General features: G+C 64.0%; 22 protein-coding genes and 2 tRNA genes. 11 read left to right on the forward strand and 13 right to left on the reverse strand.

The annotated features are described in order from the left end of the window. Positions 1-35: 35 nt before the first annotated feature. The 8 genes from HGK58_RS02565 to rpmH all read right to left on the reverse strand — a co-directional run bounded on the left by HGK58_RS02565 (position 36) and on the right by rpmH (position 5,294). Positions 36-995, reverse strand: a complete 960-nt coding sequence (locus HGK58_RS02565; protein ID WP_168626856.1) for a ParB/RepB/Spo0J family partition protein — start codon at positions 993-995, stop codon at positions 36-38. Further along, a complete protein-coding gene (locus HGK58_RS02570) occupies positions 992-1,915 on the reverse strand; it encodes a ParA family protein (RefSeq protein ID WP_168626857.1) in 924 nt (307 codons plus the stop codon). Before HGK58_RS02570 ends, HGK58_RS02565 begins: the two co-directional genes overlap by 4 nt. 457 nt (positions 1,916-2,372) lie before the next feature. Next, positions 2,373-2,999 carry a 16S rRNA (guanine(527)-N(7))-methyltransferase RsmG gene (gene rsmG / locus HGK58_RS02575; RefSeq protein WP_168625971.1) on the reverse strand — a complete coding sequence of 209 codons (627 nt, stop codon included), beginning with the start codon at positions 2,997-2,999 and terminating at the stop codon, positions 2,373-2,375. A 22-nt stretch (positions 3,000-3,021) separates the two neighbouring features. Further along, on the reverse strand, positions 3,022-3,513 hold the full coding sequence (locus HGK58_RS02580; RefSeq protein WP_349236161.1) for a R3H domain-containing nucleic acid-binding protein: 492 nt from the start codon (positions 3,511-3,513) through the stop codon (positions 3,022-3,024). Between the two features lie 35 nt (positions 3,514-3,548). Beyond that, positions 3,549-4,496 (reverse strand): membrane protein insertase YidC, encoded by a 948-nt coding sequence (gene yidC / locus HGK58_RS02585; protein ID WP_168625973.1) that lies wholly within the window; start codon positions 4,494-4,496, stop codon positions 3,549-3,551. A gap of 7 nt (positions 4,497-4,503) precedes the next feature. Then, positions 4,504-4,782, reverse strand: coding sequence for a membrane protein insertion efficiency factor YidD (gene yidD, locus HGK58_RS02590; protein WP_349236109.1), 279 nt, complete (start codon positions 4,780-4,782; stop codon positions 4,504-4,506). 26 nt (positions 4,783-4,808) lie between these two features. Next, on the reverse strand, positions 4,809-5,147 hold the full coding sequence (rnpA, locus tag HGK58_RS02595) for a ribonuclease P protein component (RefSeq protein WP_168625975.1): 339 nt from the start codon (positions 5,145-5,147) through the stop codon (positions 4,809-4,811). Positions 5,148-5,156: 9 nt separating this feature from the next. After that, on the reverse strand, positions 5,157-5,294 hold the full coding sequence (gene rpmH, locus HGK58_RS02600; protein ID WP_022895130.1) for a 50S ribosomal protein L34: 138 nt from the start codon (positions 5,292-5,294) through the stop codon (positions 5,157-5,159). 266 nt (positions 5,295-5,560) lie between these two features. Between rpmH and dnaA the strand changes: the two genes are divergently transcribed. From dnaA to HGK58_RS02640, 8 genes are all read left to right on the forward strand, one after another. Beyond that, positions 5,561-6,964, forward strand: a complete 1,404-nt coding sequence (dnaA, locus tag HGK58_RS02605; RefSeq protein WP_168625976.1) for a chromosomal replication initiator protein DnaA — start codon at positions 5,561-5,563, stop codon at positions 6,962-6,964. 341 nt (positions 6,965-7,305) lie between these two features. Beyond that, positions 7,306-8,454 carry a DNA polymerase III subunit beta gene (dnaN, locus tag HGK58_RS02610; protein ID WP_168625977.1) on the forward strand — a complete coding sequence of 383 codons (1,149 nt, stop codon included), beginning with the start codon at positions 7,306-7,308 and terminating at the stop codon, positions 8,452-8,454. A gap of 26 nt (positions 8,455-8,480) precedes the next feature. After that, positions 8,481-9,395 (forward strand): phosphogluconate dehydrogenase (NAD(+)-dependent, decarboxylating), encoded by a 915-nt coding sequence (gene gnd / locus HGK58_RS02615; RefSeq protein ID WP_168625978.1) that lies wholly within the window; start codon positions 8,481-8,483, stop codon positions 9,393-9,395. Positions 9,396-9,414: 19 nt separating this feature from the next. Beyond that, positions 9,415-10,581, forward strand: coding sequence for a DNA replication/repair protein RecF (gene recF, locus HGK58_RS02620; protein WP_168625979.1), 1,167 nt, complete (start codon positions 9,415-9,417; stop codon positions 10,579-10,581). Continuing rightward, a complete protein-coding gene (locus tag HGK58_RS02625; protein ID WP_168625980.1) occupies positions 10,578-11,078 on the forward strand; it encodes a DciA family protein in 501 nt (166 codons plus the stop codon). The genes recF and HGK58_RS02625 overlap by 4 nt, the downstream gene beginning before the upstream one ends. Positions 11,079-11,236: 158 nt before the next feature. Then, positions 11,237-13,192 carry a DNA topoisomerase (ATP-hydrolyzing) subunit B gene (gene gyrB, locus HGK58_RS02630; RefSeq protein WP_168625981.1) on the forward strand — a complete coding sequence of 652 codons (1,956 nt, stop codon included), beginning with the start codon at positions 11,237-11,239 and terminating at the stop codon, positions 13,190-13,192. Between the two features lie 38 nt (positions 13,193-13,230). Then, positions 13,231-15,780 carry a DNA gyrase subunit A gene (gene gyrA, locus HGK58_RS02635; protein ID WP_168625982.1) on the forward strand — a complete coding sequence of 850 codons (2,550 nt, stop codon included), beginning with the start codon at positions 13,231-13,233 and terminating at the stop codon, positions 15,778-15,780. After that, the gene (locus HGK58_RS02640) at positions 15,780-16,187 is read left to right on the forward strand and encodes a DUF3566 domain-containing protein (RefSeq protein WP_168625983.1); all 408 of its coding nucleotides are present in this window, start codon (positions 15,780-15,782) and stop codon (positions 16,185-16,187) included. The genes gyrA and HGK58_RS02640 overlap by 1 nt, the downstream gene beginning before the upstream one ends. Here HGK58_RS02640 and HGK58_RS02645 read toward each other — a convergent pair. Next, positions 16,184-16,603, reverse strand: a complete 420-nt coding sequence (locus HGK58_RS02645; protein ID WP_193509316.1) for an NUDIX hydrolase — start codon at positions 16,601-16,603, stop codon at positions 16,184-16,186. The two genes, HGK58_RS02640 and HGK58_RS02645, sit on opposite strands and share 4 nt — an antisense overlap. Before the next feature lie 107 nt (positions 16,604-16,710). On the opposite strand from HGK58_RS02645, the gene HGK58_RS02650 reads away from it, so the two are divergent. After that, complete coding sequence (locus HGK58_RS02650) at positions 16,711-17,595, forward strand: phosphotransferase (protein ID WP_168625984.1); 885 nt, start codon at positions 16,711-16,713, stop codon at positions 17,593-17,595. Here HGK58_RS02650 and HGK58_RS02655 read toward each other — a convergent pair. The 3 genes from HGK58_RS02655 to HGK58_RS02665 all read right to left on the reverse strand — a co-directional run bounded on the left by HGK58_RS02655 (position 17,569) and on the right by HGK58_RS02665 (position 18,307). Then, positions 17,569-17,641 (reverse strand) — tRNA-Ala (locus tag HGK58_RS02655). The two genes, HGK58_RS02650 and HGK58_RS02655, sit on opposite strands and share 27 nt — an antisense overlap. A 27-nt stretch (positions 17,642-17,668) precedes the next feature. Then, positions 17,669-17,742: transfer RNA gene (locus HGK58_RS02660), tRNA-Ile, on the reverse strand. A 49-nt stretch (positions 17,743-17,791) separates the two neighbouring features. Then, complete coding sequence (locus tag HGK58_RS02665; protein WP_168625985.1) at positions 17,792-18,307, reverse strand: hypothetical protein; 516 nt, start codon at positions 18,305-18,307, stop codon at positions 17,792-17,794. A gap of 124 nt (positions 18,308-18,431) precedes the next feature. Here HGK58_RS02665 and HGK58_RS02670 point away from each other — a divergent pair, with 124 nt between their 5' ends. Next, complete coding sequence (locus HGK58_RS02670) at positions 18,432-18,971, forward strand: peptidylprolyl isomerase (RefSeq protein ID WP_168625986.1); 540 nt, start codon at positions 18,432-18,434, stop codon at positions 18,969-18,971. Positions 18,972-18,983: 12 nt separating this feature from the next. Next, entirely contained in the window at positions 18,984-19,829 is an 846-nt protein-coding gene (locus tag HGK58_RS02675) for a rhomboid family intramembrane serine protease (protein WP_168625987.1), read from the forward strand. Between the two features lie 65 nt (positions 19,830-19,894). Here HGK58_RS02675 and HGK58_RS02680 read toward each other — a convergent pair whose 3' ends face one another. Beyond that, positions 19,895-20,134: a cell division protein CrgA gene (locus HGK58_RS02680; protein WP_168625988.1), complete on the reverse strand. Its 240-nt coding sequence runs from the start codon at positions 20,132-20,134 to the stop codon at positions 19,895-19,897. Positions 20,135-20,138 lie beyond the last annotated feature (4 nt).

Raw genomic sequence — 20,138 nt, forward strand, 5'->3', positions numbered from 1 at the left:
AAGGCCGCTTTCTGACCCCTCGCAAGGATGCGGGATCAGTTGAAGCCGGGCTCTCCCAGTTCACCCAGGATGCGGTTCAGGTCGCCGACCGTCGCGAAATCGATCACGATGGTGCCCTTCTTCGCACCTAACGTAACTTTCACTCGCGTATCGAGTCGGTCACCTAACCGGTCGGCGATCTCGTTCAGCTGACCCTGGCGTCCGCCAGCCGTCGGCTTGACCTTCTTGGCCGGCTTGACCGAGACCTGGCCGGCCGCGGCCTCGGCGGCACGTACCGTGAGGTCCTCGTTGATGATTTTGTCGGCTAGTCGCTCCATGGCCTGCGAATCCTCGCCGACAGACAGCACAGCGCGCGCATGGCCTGCACTCAGCACCCCGGCAGCGACCTTCTTCTGCACCGAGTCGGGCAGGCGAAGCAAGCGGATTGTGTTGGTGATCTGCGGGCGCGACCGACCGATGCGTGTTGCGAGCTCGTCCTGCGTGATGTTGAAGTCGGCGAGCAGCTGCTGGTAGGCGGACGCCTCCTCCAGCGGGTTGAGGTCCGCCCGGTGCAGGTTCTCGAGAAGAGCGTCGCGCAGCATCGCATCGTCGTTCGTGTTCTTGATGACGGCGGGGATCGTGTCCAGGCCGAGCGCCTTGGTCGCTCGCAAGCGGCGCTCGCCCATGATCAGCTCGTACTTGGGGGCTCCGTCCGCGGCATCCGAGATCGGACGCACGACCACCGGCTGGAGCACGCCGACCTCCCGGATCGACGCGATCAGCTCATCGAGCTTCTCCTGGTCGAACTCCGTGCGCGGCTGGACGGCGTTGGGAACGATCTCCTCTGGGCGCAGATTGGCCAGTCGAGCACCGGGAACAGCGATCAGTCCCTCGACCTCCGGCTCGGCGCGGGCTGCGGGAGACGGGAAGAAGACGTCGACGGGACGCGCGGACCCCGTATCGGTGGGGATGAGTGCGCCGATGCCTCGGCCGAGTCCGGTTCGCTTTGCCATCAGTTTGGTGCTCCTCTGCGGGCGATCTCCGCCGCTGCCTCAAGGTAAGAAAGGGATCCAGGCGAGTTCGTGTCGTAGCTGATGACGCTCTGCCCGTAGCTGGGCGCCTCGGAGATCCGCACGGAACGGGGGATCAGCGTCTGAAGAACCTCGTTCGGGAAGTGCTCGCGAACATCCTGCACGACCTGGTTGGCGAGGTTGGTGCGTGCGTCGTACATCGTGAGAAGGATGGTCGACACATTCAGCGTCGGGTTCAGGTGACGCTCGATGAGTTGGATGTTGTTGAGCAGCTGGCTCAGGCCCTCGAGCGCGTAGTACTCGCACTGAATCGGGATGAGCACCTCGTTCGCGGCCACGAACGCATTGATTGTGAGCAGCCCGAGCGAAGGGGGGCAATCGATGAAGACGTAGTGGAACGCGTCATCGGACTCCTCGAGGAAGGTTTCGAGAGCGCTCCGCAGCCGTTGCTCGCGCGCAACGAGCGAGACCAGCTCGATCTCGGCGCCCGCAAGGTGGATGGTGGCCGGAATGCAGTACAGCGCCTCAAACTCGGGGCTCTTCTGCACGACGCTCGCCATCGGAAGATCGTTGATGATCACTTCGTAGACGCTGGGCGTCTCTGACCGGTGTTCGACGCCGAGCGCGGTGGAGGCGTTACCCTGCGGGTCGAGGTCGATCACGAGCACACGCGCTCCGGTGCGGGCGAGCGCTGCCGCCAGGTTCACGGTGGTGGTGGTCTTGCCGACCCCGCCCTTCTGGTTGGCGACCGTGAAGATCCGTGTCTTCGTAGGCAGGGGCAGATCTTGGGACGAGAGCAGCTGCCGACGGCGTGTGATCTCGGCGAGTTCGCGGGCGAGGGGGGTGGATTCATCGAAACCGGATGCGGGGCGTTCGGATGCGGGAGTGGCGGTCGTTCGCTCCAGGGGAGGCTCCACTACGGGCTCCGCCGATTCCGTCAACTCCTCCGCGGGGTCCGCGGGGGCAGCGGGCTTTTCGAACTCGTCGGCGACTTCCGGCTCGGACACATCGGCGTCAATTTCGTCTTCGATGGGCTCGGCGTCGGCGATGTCACCGACGGGCGCGGGAGTGTCCGCGGTCAGCACGGTTGTCGTGCCGGTTGAATCGACGGCGATTGCCGTCGATTCATCGCCTGTCCAGACCGGCGCCCCGACCTCGCCGCGATCGAACCCGTGCTGTTCAGCATCGTCCGCCGGCGGTACGTCCGCCACGGCAGCGTGCTCCGTCTCCGCGCTCGATGCCTGGTCGGCGGCCGTGGCGACCGCCTTGTCCTGATGTTTCACGTGAAACCTTCTTAGTCCGAGGATCAATTTCTCACGACCTCTGCCCTGTAGCCCTGCTGAGCGAGGCGAGCCCTCGCCGTCAATCCACTGTAGATCGGAAGACGCGCGTTACCTCGGCGACCTGCCCAGCACCGAGCGTAATGATCTCGATATCGCTCAGCCGCGCCTTCCGGATGGCCTTGGCCGCCGCGTCGACTTCCTTCTCCACGCTCGCACCCTTGAAAAGCAGCAGCTCGCCGCCGCTGCGCACCAGTCGGGCGGTGATCGGGATCAGCTTGGAGAGCGCGCCGACGGCGCGGGCCGTGACCTGGTCCAGCCAGGGGGAGAACTCCACCTCTTCGGCGCGTGCGCGAACGACCTCGACATTGTCCAGCCCAAGGGACGAGCTCTCGTGCTCGAGCCACTCGACGCGGCGCTCCATCGGCTCGATGAGCACGAATTCGACATCCGGGCGGGCGATGGCAAGCACGAGCCCGGGAAGGCCAGCGCCACTTCCGACGTCGCCCACCCGACCCGGCCGAAGCAACGGGGCGAGCAGCACAGAGTTCAGGATGTGCCGAGTCCAGAGCCGGGGGAGTTCGAGCGGTCCGATCAAACCGAGTTCGTCACCGCGCCGGGCGAGGTCGGCCGTGAAGGCTCGCGCCAGCTCGATCCGGTCGCCGAAGAGTTGCGCCGCGACGGCCGGCTCTGCCTCAACCGAGCTCATGATGTTTCACGTGAAACATGCGTCACTTGGCGGTGATGACGGTGTGCCGGTCGCGGCCCTCGCCCTCAGAGACCGAGACAAAGCCCTCGCCCGCGACAATGTCGTGCACGACCTTGCGCTCGTACGACGACATCGGGGGGAGGGATGCGGATGCCGCACCGTCCTCGATGCGCTGGATCGCTCGCTCGACGAGGGCGACCAGCTCCGCCTGACGAGCCTCGCGCGAGCCGCCGATGTCAAGGATGAGCCGCGAGAAGGCGCCCGTGCGCGTGTGTACCGCGATGCGGGCCAGCTCCTGCAGGGCGCTCACGGTGTCCGGCTTCGACAGCAGTCGGAGGTTACTGTCGCTGGTTGACGTGACGGAGACGTAGGCACGTCCGTCGCGAACGTCGATGTCGATGTCGCCATCCAAATCGGCCACGTCGAGGAGTTCCTCGATGTAGTCCGCTGCGGCGTCGCCTTCTTCTTCAAGCTGGCTGACCGTGGGGCGGATGTCGTCGGCGCCGGGCTCGATGCCGTCGGTCTCGGGGGAGAGCTGCGTCACGGTCGCTACCTCTTCTTCTTCTTGCGGTTCTTGGGGTTGACGGGTTGCTGTCGCTGTGTGGGCTTGGGCGCCTCCGGCGTTGCCGGATCGTCGGTCTCGACGATCGTGATGCCCTTGCGCTGGCGCTTCTTGGCAAGCCGCGCCTCACGAGCGAGCGCCGCCTCACTACCGGGGGTCGGCAGGTTCCGGATGACGATGAACTGCTGACCCATGGTCCAGAAGTTCGAGACCAACCAGTAGGTCATGACGCCGAGCGGGAAGGTGAAGCCCGAGAACAGGAAGACGAGCGGAAGGATGTACAGCAGGATGCGCTGCTGCTTGTACATCGGGCTCGCCTTCATCTCCGGCGACTGGTTCTTCGACATGATCTGCAGCTGGGTGATGAACTGCGAACCGGTCATCAGGATGACCATGATGATGGCGATGATGATCACCGACATGTTGCCGTCTGCGGTGGAGATCGACAGGCGCAGGGGAGCGCCGAGGAATTCGGAGCGCGCGAACGACTCCGACAGCTCCTGGTTGAGCATCCCGACACCGACGCCCTCGTTCTGGGCGTTCTGAAGTACCGAGAAGAGCCCGAAGAAGATCGGCATCTGCAGAAGCAGTGGCAGGCAGGACGCGAGCGGGTTGGTCCCGGCCTTCCGGTAGGCCTCCATGGTCTCGCGTGACATCGCCTCGCGGGAGAACTGGTCGCGCTTGCCCTTGTACTTATCCTGGATCTTCTTCAGCGCAGGCGCGACCTCAAGCATCCGGCGCTGGCTGCGGATCTGCCGCACCGTGATCGGGATGAGCGCGGCGCGAACCACGATGACCAGGCCGACGATCGACAGCACCCAGGTCAGGCCGGCATCCGGGTCGAGTCCGATATTGGTCCACAGCCAGTGGAACGCGACGAGGATCGCCTCGATGACCCACTTGATGGGCCAGAGGATGGTGCCGATGAAGTCCATGTAGGAGTCAGGCCTTTCCGTGGTTCAGGGTTACGAAGCCGAAAGAGGTGAGCCGGTAGCGACCGGAGGTGTTCGCGGGCACGTCGTCGACGCCGCCCGCGGCCCAGGGGTGGCAGCGGAGGATGCGTCTGGCCCCAAGCCAGATTCCCTTCACGACGCCATGCTGCTGGATCGCCTGCAGGGTGTAGTGGGAGCAGCTCGGGTAGTAGCGGCAGACATCCCCATATAAAGGAGAGATCAGCAGGCGGTAGGCGCGCAAGATGAGCACGCAGATGTTGCGTGGCAACAACCAGAGGGTAAGTAGAATTTTACTCAATTGGGGAGGCTCCTCGACAGTGCGTCGACGACGTCCTTATGGAGCGTAGCCGAGGGCACCTGCTCGGATCCGGGGAGGGCACGCACGACCACATCGGTGCCCGGCGCGACGGCTGGCAGCAGCCGATAGCAGAGAGCACGCAAGCGACGGCGCACAAGATTGCGCTTCACCGCGTTGCCCACCTTCCGAGTGATGATGAAGCCGAACCGGGGTGGTCGGCTCTCACCGGTGCTCGCGACGTGCACAACCGTGGTGGAACCGGTGAACCGACGGCCACGACGCAGCGTGGACTTGAAATCGTCGGCGGTCACCAGCCGGTTGCGGCCCGCGAGCACGGGAGACGACTAAGCCGAGAGTTCGGTGCGACCCTTGCGACGCCGGGCGCTCAGGATGGCGCGGCCCGCGCGAGTGCGCATCCGGAGGCGGAAGCCGTGCACCTTGGCGCGGCGGCGGTTGTTCGGCTGGAAGGTTCGCTTGCTCATGATTCTCTCTCCACAGGTGAATCCGTAAGGGCCAACAAGAGAACTGAGCCCTGGGAAGTCAGGTTGCCGTTTACCGGCAGAAGTCAACTGATTAAAGGTACGGGGTTAACCGCGCCCGGTCAAACGGGGCAACCGGAGTACCTACTAACACTATCCCCAGTTTTGGAGATGCCTTTAGCCTGTCCCACCGACACAAACTATGGTGGTGGGACTGCACAGACGGTGGATAACCCTGTGAGTAACTTTTTTTGACCGTGAGGGGAACGATGTCCGACGGAGCTGACCCGACCAGCGGTCTGTGGCAATCCGTGCTGCAGGCGCTGCGATCGGACGAACGGATCACTCCGCAACTCGAAGGCTTCCTGTCTCTCGTCGAACCCAAAGGCGTGATGGCCGGCACCTTCTACCTTGAAGTGCCGAACGACCTGACCCGCGGGATGCTCGAGCAACGCATCCGGATTCCTCTGCTGAACGCGATGAGCCTGGTTAGCGGCGATCACAATTCGATCGAGAACTTTGCGGTGGTGGTGAACCCGGAGATCGGGCAGGACCTGCTGGAGTCGACCTCAGAACCGCACGAACAGCCGTACATCGAGCCGACGCCAGAGGTGCGGGACACCGGTCGCCGCGGCGACTCACGGTTGAACCCGAAGTACAGCTTCGACAACTTCGTCATCGGCGGGTCAAACCGGTTCGCTCACGCCGCCGCGGTTGCGGTGGCCGAAGCGCCGGCGAAGGCATACAACCCGCTCTTCATCTACGGCGAGTCAGGCCTCGGCAAGACCCACCTGCTGCACGCGATCGGTCATTACGCCGAGAGCATGTACCCGGGCATCCGCACCCGTTATGTCAGCTCGGAAGAGTTCACGAACGACTTCATCAACTCGATCGCCAACAACCGGTCGTCACTGTTCCAGTCGCGCTACCGCGACATCGACATCCTGCTGATTGACGACATCCAGTTCCTGCAGGGCAAGGACTCAACGCAGGAAGCCTTCTTCCACACCTTCAACACGCTGCACGATCACAACAAGCAGGTGGTGATCACCAGCGACCTGCCGCCCAAGCACCTGACCGGCTTCGAAGACCGGATGCGATCGCGCTTCGAATGGGGACTGATCACGGATGTCCAGGCACCAGACCTGGAGACCCGAATCGCCATCCTGCGCAAGAAGGCGCAGAGCGAACGGCTGCAGGTGCCCGACGACATCCTCGAGTACATGGCATCCAAGGTGTCGTCGAACATCCGGGAGCTCGAGGGCACACTCATCCGGGTCACCGCGTTCTCAAGCCTCAACCGCACACCTGTCGATATGGCCCTCGTGCAGACGGTGCTCAAGGACTTGATCACCCTCGATGAGGACAACGTCATCGCACCGGTCGACATCATCAATCACACCGCCGAGTACTTCAAGCTGACTGTCGACGACCTGTACGGGTCGAGCCGCTCACAGGCTGTCGCCACCGCACGTCAGATCGCGATGTATCTGTGCCGCGAACTCACAAACCTGTCGCTGCCCAAGATCGGGCAGCTGTTCGGCAATCGCGACCACACGACCGTGATGTACGCGAACAAGAAGATCAGCGAGCTCATGAAGGAGCGCCGCTCCATCTACAACCAGGTGACAGAGCTCACGAGCCGCATCAAGCAGAACCACCGCTACAAGTAGGTCTGTCGGGTTTAATCCCCAAGGTGGATAACCTGTGGATAACTGTCGAGCTTCTTGTGAATTACACGCTCCGGCATGTGTAAACCGGTTGCTTGTAGTTCGGGCGAGATTTCATCATCCGCAGCCGGTTCGACAGAGCTTCCACATCTCACACGCGTGTAGTTCCCGCATGATGACGAGGATGCACAGGGTTATCCACAGTTTCCACAGCGGTTAATACGATTGTCCTTTAAAGAATTAATCAATCCTCCGCCAACGAATGCGGTGCGGCGTACGGGCTCGTGCGGCCTGTGCCAGTATTAAGCCCCAGTCGTACCGCCCACAGCAGACACGAGGTGAACATGAAGTTCCAGGTCAATCGCGACGTCTTCAGCGAAGCCGTGTCCTTCGCGGTGAAGCTTCTGCCCCAGCGCACCACCCTGCCTATTCTGAGCGGGGTGCTCATCGAGACGACCGATACCGGACTGACCCTCTCCTCGTTCGATTACGAAGTGTCGACGCAGACGTCGATCGCAGCTGACATCGAAGAGCCCGGCCGCATCCTGGTCTCCGGGCGGCTGCTGGCCGACATCGCGAGCCGGCTTCCGAGCGCACCCGTGCAGTTCTCGACCGACGGCAGCCGGGTCAGCGTTGTCTGCGGCTCTGCCAAGTTCAACCTGCTCAGCATGCCGGTCGAGGAATACCCGACGCTGCCGCAGATTTCCGCGTCATCGGGTCTGCTGCCCGCCGAGGACTTCGCCGAGGCCGTCGCCCAGGTCGCGGTCGCCGCATCCCGCGACGATGTGACGCCCGTCATCACCGGTGTCCAGCTCGAGGTTTCCGAGAACAGCCTCAGCCTGGTCGCGACCGACCGCTACCGGGTGGCCATCCGCGAGATCCCGTGGGATTCCGGCGACTCCGGAGCTCCGGAGGGTGTCACCGCACTGGTTCCGTCGCGCACCCTGACCGAGATCGGCAAGACCTTCGGGCACAGCGGAAACGTGTCGGTCGCCGTGACGAACAACGACGAGCGTGAACTCATCGCCTTCTCTGCAGACAACAAGACCGTCACTTCGCTGCTCATCAAGGGCAACTTCCCGCCGGTTCGCCGGCTGTTCCCCGAGTCGGTGGACAACTACGCGGTCATGAACACCGGCGAGCTCATCGAGGCGGTCCGTCGCGTTTCGCTGGTGCTGGAGCGCGAGGCGGCCCTGCGGTTCACCTTCTCGATGGATTCTGTGACGCTCGAGGCGATCGGCTCCGAGCAGGCACAGGCATCCGAGACCATTGACGCGCACCTCAGCGGTGAAGACACGGTCGTTTCGCTCAAGCCGCAGTTCCTGCTGGATGGCCTCGGCGCCGTGCATTCGGAGTTCGTTCGCATCTCCTTCACCAAGACTGACAACCCGAACAAGCCCGGTCCGGTGCTGATCACCAGCCAGACCTCACGGGATCAGCCGGGCGCAGACAACTACAAGTACCTGCTGCAGCCGAATCTCCTGCTTCGCTGAGCGGGTTCAGCAGAGCGGAGCGGACAATGTCGATCCAGGATGCGGCCGGTATCGCGCAAATCGGCCTGGTCGGCCTCGGTCGCATGGGCGGCGCGATGCGTGGGCGGCTGGAATCCCGGGGAATCGACGTTGTCGGTTTCGACGCGAATCCCGAACTCACCGAGGTGGAAAGCCTTGCCGGCCTCGTCGGTGCGCTGAGCGCGCCCCGGCTCATTTGGGTCATGGTGCCCGCGGGCGAGATCACCCGCTCGGTGGTTAGCGAGCTGGTCTCTCTGATGGATGCCGGTGACCTGCTGATCGACGGAGGGAACTCCCGCTACACCGAGGACGCCGTTCACGCCGAACTGGCCGCGGAGAAGGGCATCGGCTACCTGGATGCCGGGGTCTCCGGCGGAATCTGGGGCCGCGACAACGGCTACGGCCTCATGGTCGGCGGCAGCCAGGAGGACGTGGCGCGGGCGATGCCGGTATTCGACGCGCTGCGGCCGGAGGGTCCGCGCGAGGAAGGCTTCGTGCACGTCGGCCCGGTCGGCGCCGGACACTACGCCAAGATGGTGCACAACGGCATCGAGTATGCGCTCATGCAGGCCTACGCCGAGGGGTACGAGCTGCTTGAGAAACGCGACGACTTGATCACAGACCTGACCGGCACGTTCAAGGCCTGGCAGCGCGGCACCGTCGTAAGGTCCTGGCTGCTGGAGTTGCTCGTTCGCGCTCTCGACCAGGATCCGGAGTTCGAGGAGATCGTCGGCTACGTCGAGGACTCCGGTGAGGGCCGGTGGACCATCGAGGAGGCGATCGAGAACGCGGTTCCCGTGCCGGCGATCTCGGCGTCGATTTTTGCGCGCTTCGTCTCCCGCCAGGAGGAATCGCCCGCGATGAAAGCGGTTGCGGCGCTGCGTCACCAATTCGGCGGGCACGCGGTCAAGAAGGCTGATTGAACATGGCCGGAAAAGCACCGTGAGGGTCACGCGACTCGCTCTCACCGATTTCCGCAACTATCACTCGGCCGACGTCGCCCTCGAGCCGGGGCCGAATCTGTTCGTCGGAAGCAATGGCCAGGGCAAGACCAACCTGGTGGAGTCTCTCGTTTACCTGAGCAGCCTCGGCTCGCACCGCGTGTCGAGCGAGCAGGCACTCATCCGCCAGGGAGCGGATGCCGCGATCATCCGTGCTCGCCTGCAGCACGCCGACCGTGAGCTCCTGGTCGAGGTGCAGCTGAACCGCTCGTCACCCAACCGAGCACAGGTCAACCGGGCACAGATCAAGCCGCGGGAGCTGCCCCGGTACAGCTCGACAGTGCTGTTCGCGCCCGAAGATCTCGCGCTCGTGCGCGGTGAGCCTTCCGGGCGCCGGCGTTTCATGGACGAGTTGCTGATCCTTCGTTCCCCTCGCTTCGCCGGCATCATCGCCGACTACGATCGGGTGCTTCGCCAACGCAATACGCTGCTGAAATCGGCCAGGGCGACCGGTGCGAAGGCGGCGTCGCTGACCACACTCGACGTGTGGGACGACAAACTGGTCGCCCTCGGCTCCGAACTGATCGAGGCACGCGCAACCCTGGTTTCAGAACTGCAGCCAGAGGTTGCCGCCGCCTATTACTCGGTCGCCGGCGACGACCACCACGCGCGACTCGCCAGTCAGCTGAGTGTGCTGGCGTCCGATCCGGATGCCGATCCGACCGAGGCGGGAACCGAAGCGCTCACAGCAGATCGGGTTGCGCAGGAATTCCGCAATTCGCTCGAGCGGCTGCGCCGCAACGAATTGGAGCGCGGCGTCACCCTGGTGGGTCCGCACCGGGACGACCTGCTGCTCGAATTGAACGGTATGCCCGCCCGCGGGTTCGCGAGCCACGGCGAATCGTGGTCGTTCGCGCTGTCTCTCAAACTCGCCTCGGCCGCCGTGCTGCGGCGGGAGTCGGCCACCGGCGACCCGGTGCTCGTCCTCGACGACGTGTTCGCCGAACTCGACGAGAGCCGACGCGCACGGCTCGCGGCGGCGGTAGCCGACTTCGAACAGGTGCTCATCACCGCGGCGGTGTTCGATGATGTACCGGATGCGCTTGCCGGGCATACCGTCAGGATCGAGCGCGGCACCATTGTGGAAACGAGTGGAGGGGCACAGTGACTGACGGTGACGCACCGCTCGAAGAGCACGTTGCGGTCTATCTCCGATTCCGCTCGGTGTTCGGAGACGGGTCGAAGCGAACCCGTGACGCCCGGCGGCGCGCCAAGCGCGAACCGGGTTCGAGCGTGCCGTTCGGTGATGGCCGCGATCCGCATGGGCTCGGTGACGTCGTCGATGCCTTGACCGCTCGGATGGGCTGGTCTTCACCGCTCGCACAGTCCGAACTTCTCTCCTCCTGGCCGGTCGTTGTCGGGCAGGAGCTCGCCGAGCATTCGACGCCGGTGAGCATCGACGACGGGCAGTTGCGCGTGCAATGCGACTCGACAGCATGGGCGACCCAATTGCGCATCATGCGCACCCAGATCGTGACGAGCATCGCCGAGCGGTACCCGGATGCGGGCATCGAGTCCATCCGTTTCGATGGGCCGGGCGTTCCCTCCTGGAAAAAGGGTCCCAGATCAATTCCAGGGCGCGGCCCGCGCGATACTTACGGCTGACTAGGCAAAATCTTTGCCCGGCGCGAACAAAACGCGTCAGGCGGCCGTTTACAGCCCGCCCGACCAGCGATTTTGATAGAATCGTAAGGTCGTCGCGGCAGCTACTGGGATCAGGAGCCGAGCCCGAAGAGAGCAACAGGCAGGAGCCTAACTTCCCCATGGCAGCGAACCCGAAACCAGCAGAGCCTGAATACGGCGCAGATCAGATCCAGGTACTCGAAGGTCTCGAAGCGGTTCGCAAGCGACCGGGTATGTATATCGGCTCGACGGGGCCCCGCGGACTCCACCACCTCGTCTACGAGGTCGTCGACAACTCCGTCGACGAGGCTCTCGCGGGCTACTGCGATCTGATCAGCGTGACCATGCTCGCCGACGGCGGCATCCGGGTCGTCGACAACGGTCGTGGCATCCCCGTCGATCTCAACAAGAGCGAGAACAAGTCGACCGTCGAGGTCGTGATGACCATCCTGCACGCGGGCGGCAAGTTCGGCGGCGGCGGGTATGCGGTCTCCGGAGGTCTGCACGGCGTCGGCATCTCCGTCGTGAACGCGCTATCGGGCAAGCTTCAGGTCGAGGTGCGCCGGCAGGGCCATGTCTGGCGGCAGGAGTTCCGCGACGGGGCTCCGCAGGCTCCGCTCGAAAAGGGCGAGACCACCGACATAACCGGAACGACCATCACGTTCTGGCCCAGTACTGAGACCTTCGAGACGGTCGAATTCGACTACGAGACGCTACGCGCTCGCTTCCAGCAGATGGCGTTCCTGAACAAGGGACTGACGATCACGCTCACCGACGAGCGCGAACCGGAGCCGGTCGAGGTCGAGTACCTCTACGAGAACGGCCTCATCGACTACGTGCACTACCTGAACTCTGGCAAGAAGGTCGACGTCGTCAACGACGAGATCATCGCCTTCGAGCAGGAGGACACGGAGCGGAAGATCTCGATCGAGGTCGCGATGCAGTGGACGACCTCGTACCAGGAGAGCGTGCACACCTATGCGAACACGATCAACACGCACGAGGGCGGCACCCACGAAGAGGGCTTCCGCGCTGCGCTCACGACGCTCGTCAACAAGTACGCCCGCGAGAAGGGGCTGCTCAAGGAGAAGGACGAGAACCTGACCGGCGACGACGTGCGAGAGGGCCTGACCGCTGTCATCTCGGTCAAGCTCGCCGAACCGCAATTCGAGGGGCAGACGAAGACCAAGCTCGGGAACACCGAGGCGAAGAGCTTTGTTCAGCGGATCACCGGCGATCAACTCGGCGACTGGTTCGATCGCAACCCGAACCCGGCGAAGGAGATCATCCGCAAGGCCATCCAGGCGGCGGCGGCACGCATGGCAGCGCGCAAGGCGCGCGAGCAGACCCGGCGCAAGGGCCTGCTCGAGTCCGGCGGCATGCCGGGTAAGCTCCGCGACTGCTCGAGCAAGGATCCTGCGGTCTCCGAAATCTTCATCGTCGAGGGTGACTCCGCAGGCGGTTCGGCCGTGCAGGGTCGCAACCCGGAGACTCAGGCGATCCTGCCGCTGCGGGGCAAGATCCTGAATGTCGAGAAGGCGCGACTCGACAGGGCCCTGGCCAACGCCGAAGTGCAGTCGATGATCACTGCGTTCGGCGCCGGCATCGGGGAGGACTTCGACCCCGAGAAGGCCAGGTATCACAAGATCGTGCTGATGGCGGATGCCGACGTCGACGGTCAGCACATCACCACGCTGCTGCTCACGCTGCTGTTCCGGTACATGAAGCCGCTGATCGAGCTCGGCTACGTGTACCTCGCCCAACCGCCGCTGTACCGACTCAAGTGGAGCAACGCCCCGCACGAGTACGTCTACAGCGACCGCGAACGCGACGCGCTGCTCGAGGCCGGCATGGCCGAGGGCAAGCGCATCCCGAAGGAGAACGGCATCCAGCGCTACAAGGGGCTGGGTGAAATGGACTACAAGGAGCTGTGGGAAACCACCATGGATCCGGACACCCGCACCCTGCTGCAGGTCACGCTCGATGACGCGGTCGCCGCCGATGAGATCTTCACCACCCTGATGGGCGAGGACGTCGAGTCACGGCGCGCCTTCATCCAGCGCAACGCGAAGGATGTCCGCTTCCTGGATATCTAGGGCAGCGGCACAGTTTTCCAGACGAGAGAAATCAGGCAATGACAGACGAGAACACCGGCACCGACGAGGTCTCGGGCACCGACAGGATCGAACAGGTCGACCTGCAGCTCGAGATGCAGCGCAGCTACCTCGACTACGCGATGAGCGTCATCGTTGGGCGCGCGCTGCCCGAGGTTCGTGACGGCTTGAAGCCGGTGCACCGCCGCGTGATCTACGCGATGTTCGACGGCGGCTACCGGCCTGACAAGGCGTTCTCGAAGAGCGCGCGCGTCGTCGGCGAGGTCATGGGCCAGTTCCACCCGCACGGTGACAGCGCCATCTACGACGCGCTGGTCCGCCTGGTGCAGCCGTGGAGCATGCGTTACCCGCTCGCGCTCGGCCAGGGCAACTTCGGCTCGGCCGGAAACGACGGGGCGGCCGCACCGCGGTACACCGAGACGAAGATGGCGCCGCTCGCGCTCGAGTTGGTCAGGGATATCGACGAAGACACCGTCGATTTCGGCGACAACTATGACGGCCGCACGCAAGAGCCGCTCGTGCTGCCCGCGCGATTCCCCAACCTGCTTGTCAACGGTTCGGTCGGCATCGCGGTCGGCATGGCCACCAACATCCCTCCGCACAACCTGCGCGAGGTGTCTGCGGGTGCGCTCTGGCACCTGGCGAACCCGGATGCGACGAAGGAAGAGCTCGTCGAGGCGCTCCTTTCCCGTATCAAGGGACCCGACTTCCCGACCGGCGCCCAGATTCTCGGCGTCAAGGGCATCAACGACGCGTACCGCACGGGGCGGGGCTCGATCACAATGCGCGCGGTGGTCAACGTCGAGGAACTGCAGGGACGCACGTGCCTCGTCGTCACAGAGCTCCCGTACCAGGTCAACCCCGACAACCTGGCGCTGAAGATCGCCGAGCTCGTCAAAGACGGACGCATCTCCGGCATCGCCGACATCCGGGACGAGACCTCCGGCCGCACCGGACAGCGCCTGGTTATCGTGCTCAAGCGCGACGCTGTCGCGAAGGTCGTGCTGAACAACCTGTACAAGCACACGCAGCTGCAGGAGAACTTCGGCGCGAACATGCTCGCGATTGTGGACGGCATCCCGCGCACGCTGCCGCTCGACGCATTCATCACCCTGTGGGTGGAACACCAGATCGAGGTGATCGTCCGGCGGACCCAGTTCCGGCTGAAGAAGGCCGAAGCAGAGGCGCACATCCAGCGTGGTTACCTCAAGGCCCTCGACGCGCTCGACGAGGTGATCGCGTTGATCCGCCGCTCGGCCGACGTCGACGCCGCACGTGACGGGCTCAAGGACCTGCTCGACATCGACGACCTGCAGGCGAACGCGATTCTCGCCCTGCAGCTTCGCCGGCTCGCAGCGCTCGAGCGCCAGAAGATCATCGACTACGCCGCGCAGCTCGAACGGGAGATCGCCGAGTACAAGGCGATCCTCGCCGACGAGACCCGCCAGCGGCAGATCGTGAGCGACGAGCTCACCGAGGTCGTCGACAAGTTCGGCGACGACCGCCGCACCGAGATCATGTTCGGCTACGACGGCGACATGAACGTCGAGGACCTGATCCCCGAGGAGGAGATGGTCGTCACGGTCACGCGCGGCGGCTACATCAAGCGCACGCGCAGCGACAACTACCGCAGCCAGCACCGCGGCGGCAAGGGAGTCAAGGGCGCGCAACTTCGCGGCGAGGACGTCGTCGAGCACATGTTCGTCACGACGACGCACCACTGGCTGCTGTTCTTCACCAACAAGGGCCGTGTCTACCGCGCGAAGGCGTACGAGGTGCAGGAGGCCGGCCGTGACGCGAAGGGCCAGCACGTCGCAAACCTGCTCGCGCTGCAGCCCGATGAGGAGATCGCGCAGGTGCTCGCCATCCGCGACTACGCCGCGGCCAGCTATCTGGTGCTCGCGACGCGAGGCGGCCTGCTGAAGAAGACGCTGCTCACCGAGTACGACACGAACCGCTCCGGCGGCATCATCGCGATCAACCTGCGCGAGGGCGACGAGGTCGTCTCCGCGATGCTGGCGGACGACGACTCGGAGCTGCTGCTCGTGTCCCACAAGGGAATGTCGCTTCGCTTCAGGGCGACCGATGAGGCCCTACGGCCGATGGGGCGGTCGACATCCGGTGTCATCGGAATGCACTTCCGCGACGGTGACGAGCTGCTGAGCGCCAACGTCGTCAGCGATGACGGATTCGTGTTCGTCGTCACCGAGGGCGGCTTCGCCAAGCGCACTTCCATCGACCAGTACCGCGTGCAGAACCGTGGTGGTCTCGGTATCAAGGTCGCCAAACTTCAGGACGCTAGAGGCGATCTGGCGGGTGCTCTGATCGTCGACGAAGAGGACGAGGTCTTGGTGGTCCTTGCCAGCGGCAAGGTGGTACGCTCTGCCGTGGCCGAGGTTCCAGCGAAGGGTCGCGACACGATGGGGGTCGTCTTTGCACGCTTTGCAGAGGATGACCGGATCATCGCCATCGCGAAGAACAGCGAGCGAAACCTGCAAGAGCCGGCCACCGAAAGCCACACGGATGAGGACGGACCCGACGTGCCGCCCACCGGGAAAGACGAGGACTGATGAGTAGCATCGCGGAGAAGCTGCAGCGCAAGTCGCAGCGCGCAATGTCGACCAAGCAGGTCCGGCTGAAGCTGGTCTACATCGACTTCTGGTCGGCAGTGAAGCTGTCATTCCTGGTCGCAGTGTGCGGGGCGATCGTGTTCGTGGTCGTCGCGGTGCTGGTGTGGCTCGTTCTCAACACGACCGGCCTATTCACGCAGCTCAGCGGCCTCTTCGGCGACATCCTCGGTGATCCCAACTTCAACCTGCTCACCAGCTTCTCGCTCATGAATGTGCTGTTGTTCTCACTCATCGTCGGCGCGCTGAACATTGTCGTCGGCACCGTGCTCGGTGCGATCGGCGCGACGCTCTACAACCTGAGCGTGCGTCTCACCGGCGGCCTGCTGGTGGGCTTCACCAACAACTAGACGGCCAGGTACCTCAGGGCAACATCGACCAGGTGCACTCGATCGAGGGTTGTCACCGCGTCGAGCGGAAACCATGCGGCCTCATCGGTGCTTCCGCCGATCTCGTTGGTGAGTTCACCGCCTGTGACGTGGGCGCGGTAGACGATCCGGATGGCGTGCAGCGGTCTAGTCGTCGGGTGGCTGCGCTCCTCGGCCGGGATGACGAAAGAGTCGATGCCCAGCACGCCGTCGAGTTCCGCGGTGTAGCCGGTCTCCTCGAGGATTTCCCTGCGCGCGCCGTCCGCCGGGTCCTCGCCGGGTTCCAGTCCACCGCCGGGTAGCGTCCACCCGCTGCGGCCGTGCTCGTTCCAGTGAGCGAGCAGCATCCGCTCGTCACGATCGATGATGACGCCGTAGCAGGCAATGCGAGTATCCACCAGCACACAGTACCGGTATGGAATCTGAGTCAATTCCTTTCTCGCTTCGTCGCGTGCCGGTAGATTCGCGAGATGCGTGCAACGGATTCTGCCCCAGGAGATCCCGAATGAACAGCCGGAAGGAGCCGGCCGGCGCGGAAGAGTCGCTGGAGGTTGCACTCGTCGGTGGTGGAACCACCGGCGTGACGAGAGTGGGAGACACCGTCCGTCGGCCAGCCGGCAGTTGGACGCCGGCGGTACACAAACTGCTGGCGCACCTTGCTTCCGCCGGCTTTACGGGCGCCCCGCTCGCTCACGGCCTCGATGAGCTGGGCAGGGAGATCTTGGATTTCGTTCCCGGCGAGGTCGGGCACTACCCGATCCCCGAGTCTTTGCGGGGCGAAAAGGCACTAGTGACGGCCGGTGCGCTACTGCGGAACTATCACGACGCCACCGTAGGCTTGGTTGCCGACGGCGCCCATGATCTTGCCGACCTCCAGCTGGAGCCGCAGCCTCCGATCGAGGTTGTGTGTCACGGAGACTTCGCTCCGTACAACGTGGTGTTTCGCGATGGGGCAGCGGTCGCGATCATCGACTTCGACTTTGCGCGACTGGGCCCGCGAGCATGGGATCTGGCGTATGCGCTGTATCGATTCGCGCCGCTGTCTAGTTCTCTGGACCCGTCGGATCCGTTGTCCAGTGTTGAGGTTCAGGCGGTGAGGGCGCGCGTATTCCTCGATGCCTACGGGTGCACTCCGAACCAGAGGAGCAGCACGATCGCCAGGCTCGTGCCCCGCCTGGAGGCCCTCATCGCCTTGATGCGCACGCGGGCGGGAGCCGGCGATGAGAACTTCGCGCGCCACATCGCGGATGGTCATCTCGCGCTTTATCTGCGCGACATCGACTACATCCGGAGTAACGAGCAGCATTGGCGGGTTGTCGTCGACGAACCGCCGAGCAGATCTGCTGAAGAGGACGGAAAATTGTGGAGCCTAGGGGAATCGAACCCCTGACCTCCTGCTTGCAAAGCAGGCGCTCTACCAATTGAGCTAAGGCCCCGAGTGTGCGTGAAAACGCACGAATGCGTGGGGCTACCAGGACTTGAACCTGGGACCTCTTCGTTATCAGCGAAGCGCTCTAACCGCCTGAGCTATAGCCCCCGAAATGCAGATACGAGACTATCGCACCGGGCGGAACTTTGCGTAATCGCTACAGATCGTCAAGACTCTCGTCTTCGACCTCGTCCGCGACCCACATCTCGTCATCCGCGCGCAGCGTCTGCCACGCCGCATAGGCGATGCCGGCGACGGCGACGACGCCGACCGCGATGAGGATGTACCTCCCCGGTCCGCTCGACTGCTTGTCCACCGAGTTCGCCCGCATCGCAGAAGCGCGCGCCTTCGCCATAGCCTTCTGCACGCGCGGGTCCTTGGACGCCTCGAGGGTTGCCATCATCGCGCCGATGGACCCCGTTACACCGGGCATGAAGTCACGGGCCTTTGCGCCGACCGTCTGACCCATCTGCCGGGCTGTCGCGCGTCCGCTCGCATAGGCGGTGCGTACCCGGGGCGCGAACTCCTCACGACCGAGGTAGCGCGCTTGCTTGCCTGCTTCCAGAGCAACCTTCGACGCGTGATCGAGCACTTCCTTCTGCTCTTCCCACAGCTCGGCGGACTGGCGCTTCAGCCGACGAAGCTCACGTTCGCGCTTCCGTGACATTTCCATCGGGATTCCTCCAAAGGTGGCGACCGGGGATAACGTGACTATCTTTGCACGAGGCTCATGTGCACTAAACCGACGCTGGCTGAACGAACGCTGAGTCACAGGTCCACTGTGAAACAATTGGCAGATGCCTGCACACACTCACGTAGCCACCATGCACACCTCACTCGGCGACATCCGGATCAACCTGCTCGCCAATCACGCGCCGAAGACGGTCCGCAACTTTGTCGGGCTCTCCACCGGCACCATTGAGTGGACCGACCCGGCGACCGGTGACAAGACCAACCGCCCGCTGTACGAGGGTGTCGTCTTCCACCGCATCATCGACGACTTCATGATCCAGGGCGGCGACCCGCTCGGCCAGGGCACCGGCGGACCGGGCTATCAGTTCGACGACGAGATCCACCCGGAGCTGAACTTCAACGAGCCGTACGTCCTCGCGATGGCCAACGCCGGCATCCAGATGGGCCGCGGCACCAACGGATCGCAGTTCTTCATCACCACCGTTCCGACCCCGTGGCTCCAGGGAAAGCACACCATCTTCGGCGTGGTCGCGGATGACGAGTCCAAGGAGACCGTGAAGAAGATCGAGTCGGTCAAGAAGGACGGACGCGACCGCCCGATCGAGCCGGTCGTGCTCAATAGCGTCACCATTGACGAGCTCTAGCGAGCACACGGAGTGACCGACGCCTCCCAGACCGAGGGCAGCTACTGCTACCGGCACCCCGACCGGCAGAGCTTTGTGCTGTGCCAGCGCTGCGGTCGCACGATCTGCGGTGAATGCCAGACTCCGGCTGCGGTCGGCTTCCACTGCCCGGAGTGCATGAAAGAGGCGCGTGCCAGCATGCCCCGCGTGAAGCCTCGAGTGGTGACGGCATTCAGTCGCAGCAGCAACGCGCCCGTCGTCACCTACTCGATCATCGCGTTGTGCGCTCTGGTCTGGGTTGCTCAACTGCTGAGCGGCGGTGCGGTGACCCAGGCGCTGCTGTACTTCCCGCCGTGGACGGCGACCGAGCCGTGGCGGCTCATCACGTCCGCCTTCGTGCACTCGACCTCGCCGTTCCACATCCTGTTCAACATGTGGGCGCTGTGGCTGTTCGGATCGATGCTGGAAAGGATGCTCGGCCGCTGGCGTTTTCTCGCGCTGTACCTGCTGAGCGCGCTGGGCGGATCGGTCGCCGTGCTGTGGCTCTCTCCGCTGACGCCGGTCGTCGGCGCATCCGGAGCGGTGTTCGGCCTGTTCGGCGCTTTCTTCATGATCCAGCGCCGGCTCGGGGGCAACTCGATTCAGCTGATCATCGTGATCGGATTGAACCTGGCGATCGGGTTCGTCGTGCCTAACATCTCCTGGCAGGGCCACGTCGGCGGGCTGCTGGTCGGGATCGCGGTGGCTTGGGTGTTTGTGCTGACCCGGTCGCCGAGGAAGCGCAACGCTCAGCTGCTCGGGCTGGGCGCCATCCTGGCGGTGCTCGTCGCTCTCGCCGTGCTCGGCGACATCACCCTGATCAGCCGCGTCCTCGGATAGTTATCCACAGGCTTTCCACACTGGGGATAATTACACCTGTGTAATTGCCCCCGGTTCGGGGGCGGTCAGCGCCAGCGAGTGGTCATGAGGAATCCGACGAAGAGGATTCCGAAACCGACCATGATGTTCCAGTTGCCGAGATCGGCGACCGGCAACACGCCCTGGCTCACGTAGTAGACGATGATCCACGCCAGGCCGATGAGCATCAGGCCGAACATGATCGGCTTGAACCACACCGGGTTCGGGACATCGTCGCCGGAACGGGACTCTTCGGGGCGTGAGGGCTTCGTAGACGTTCTGGCCATGCAG

Origin of the sequence: Cryobacterium sp. BB307, assembly GCF_012274275.1 — a bacterium.
Classification (GTDB): domain Bacteria; phylum Actinomycetota; class Actinomycetes; order Actinomycetales; family Microbacteriaceae; genus Terrimesophilobacter.

Coding starts and splice junctions, on each gene's coding strand:
- rsmG (WP_168625971.1), bottom strand. CDS start 2,999: ATGAGCTCGGTTGAGGCAGAGCCGGCCGTCGCGGCGCAACTCTTCGGC.
- yidC (WP_168625973.1), bottom strand. CDS start 4,496: ATGGACTTCATCGGCACCATCCTCTGGCCCATCAAGTGGGTCATCGAG.
- rpmH (WP_022895130.1), bottom strand. CDS start 5,294: ATGAGCAAGCGAACCTTCCAGCCGAACAACCGCCGCCGCGCCAAGGTG.
- dnaA (WP_168625976.1), top strand. CDS start 5,561: ATGTCCGACGGAGCTGACCCGACCAGCGGTCTGTGGCAATCCGTGCTG.
- dnaN (WP_168625977.1), top strand. CDS start 7,306: ATGAAGTTCCAGGTCAATCGCGACGTCTTCAGCGAAGCCGTGTCCTTC.
- gnd (WP_168625978.1), top strand. CDS start 8,481: ATGTCGATCCAGGATGCGGCCGGTATCGCGCAAATCGGCCTGGTCGGC.
- gyrB (WP_168625981.1), top strand. CDS start 11,237: ATGGCAGCGAACCCGAAACCAGCAGAGCCTGAATACGGCGCAGATCAG.
- gyrA (WP_168625982.1), top strand. CDS start 13,231: ATGACAGACGAGAACACCGGCACCGACGAGGTCTCGGGCACCGACAGG.
- HGK58_RS02640 (WP_168625983.1), top strand. CDS start 15,780: ATGAGTAGCATCGCGGAGAAGCTGCAGCGCAAGTCGCAGCGCGCAATG.
- HGK58_RS02650 (WP_168625984.1), top strand. CDS start 16,711: ATGAACAGCCGGAAGGAGCCGGCCGGCGCGGAAGAGTCGCTGGAGGTT.
- HGK58_RS02665 (WP_168625985.1), bottom strand. CDS start 18,307: ATGGAAATGTCACGGAAGCGCGAACGTGAGCTTCGTCGGCTGAAGCGC.
- HGK58_RS02670 (WP_168625986.1), top strand. CDS start 18,432: ATGCCTGCACACACTCACGTAGCCACCATGCACACCTCACTCGGCGAC.
- HGK58_RS02680 (WP_168625988.1), bottom strand. CDS start 20,134: ATGGCCAGAACGTCTACGAAGCCCTCACGCCCCGAAGAGTCCCGTTCC.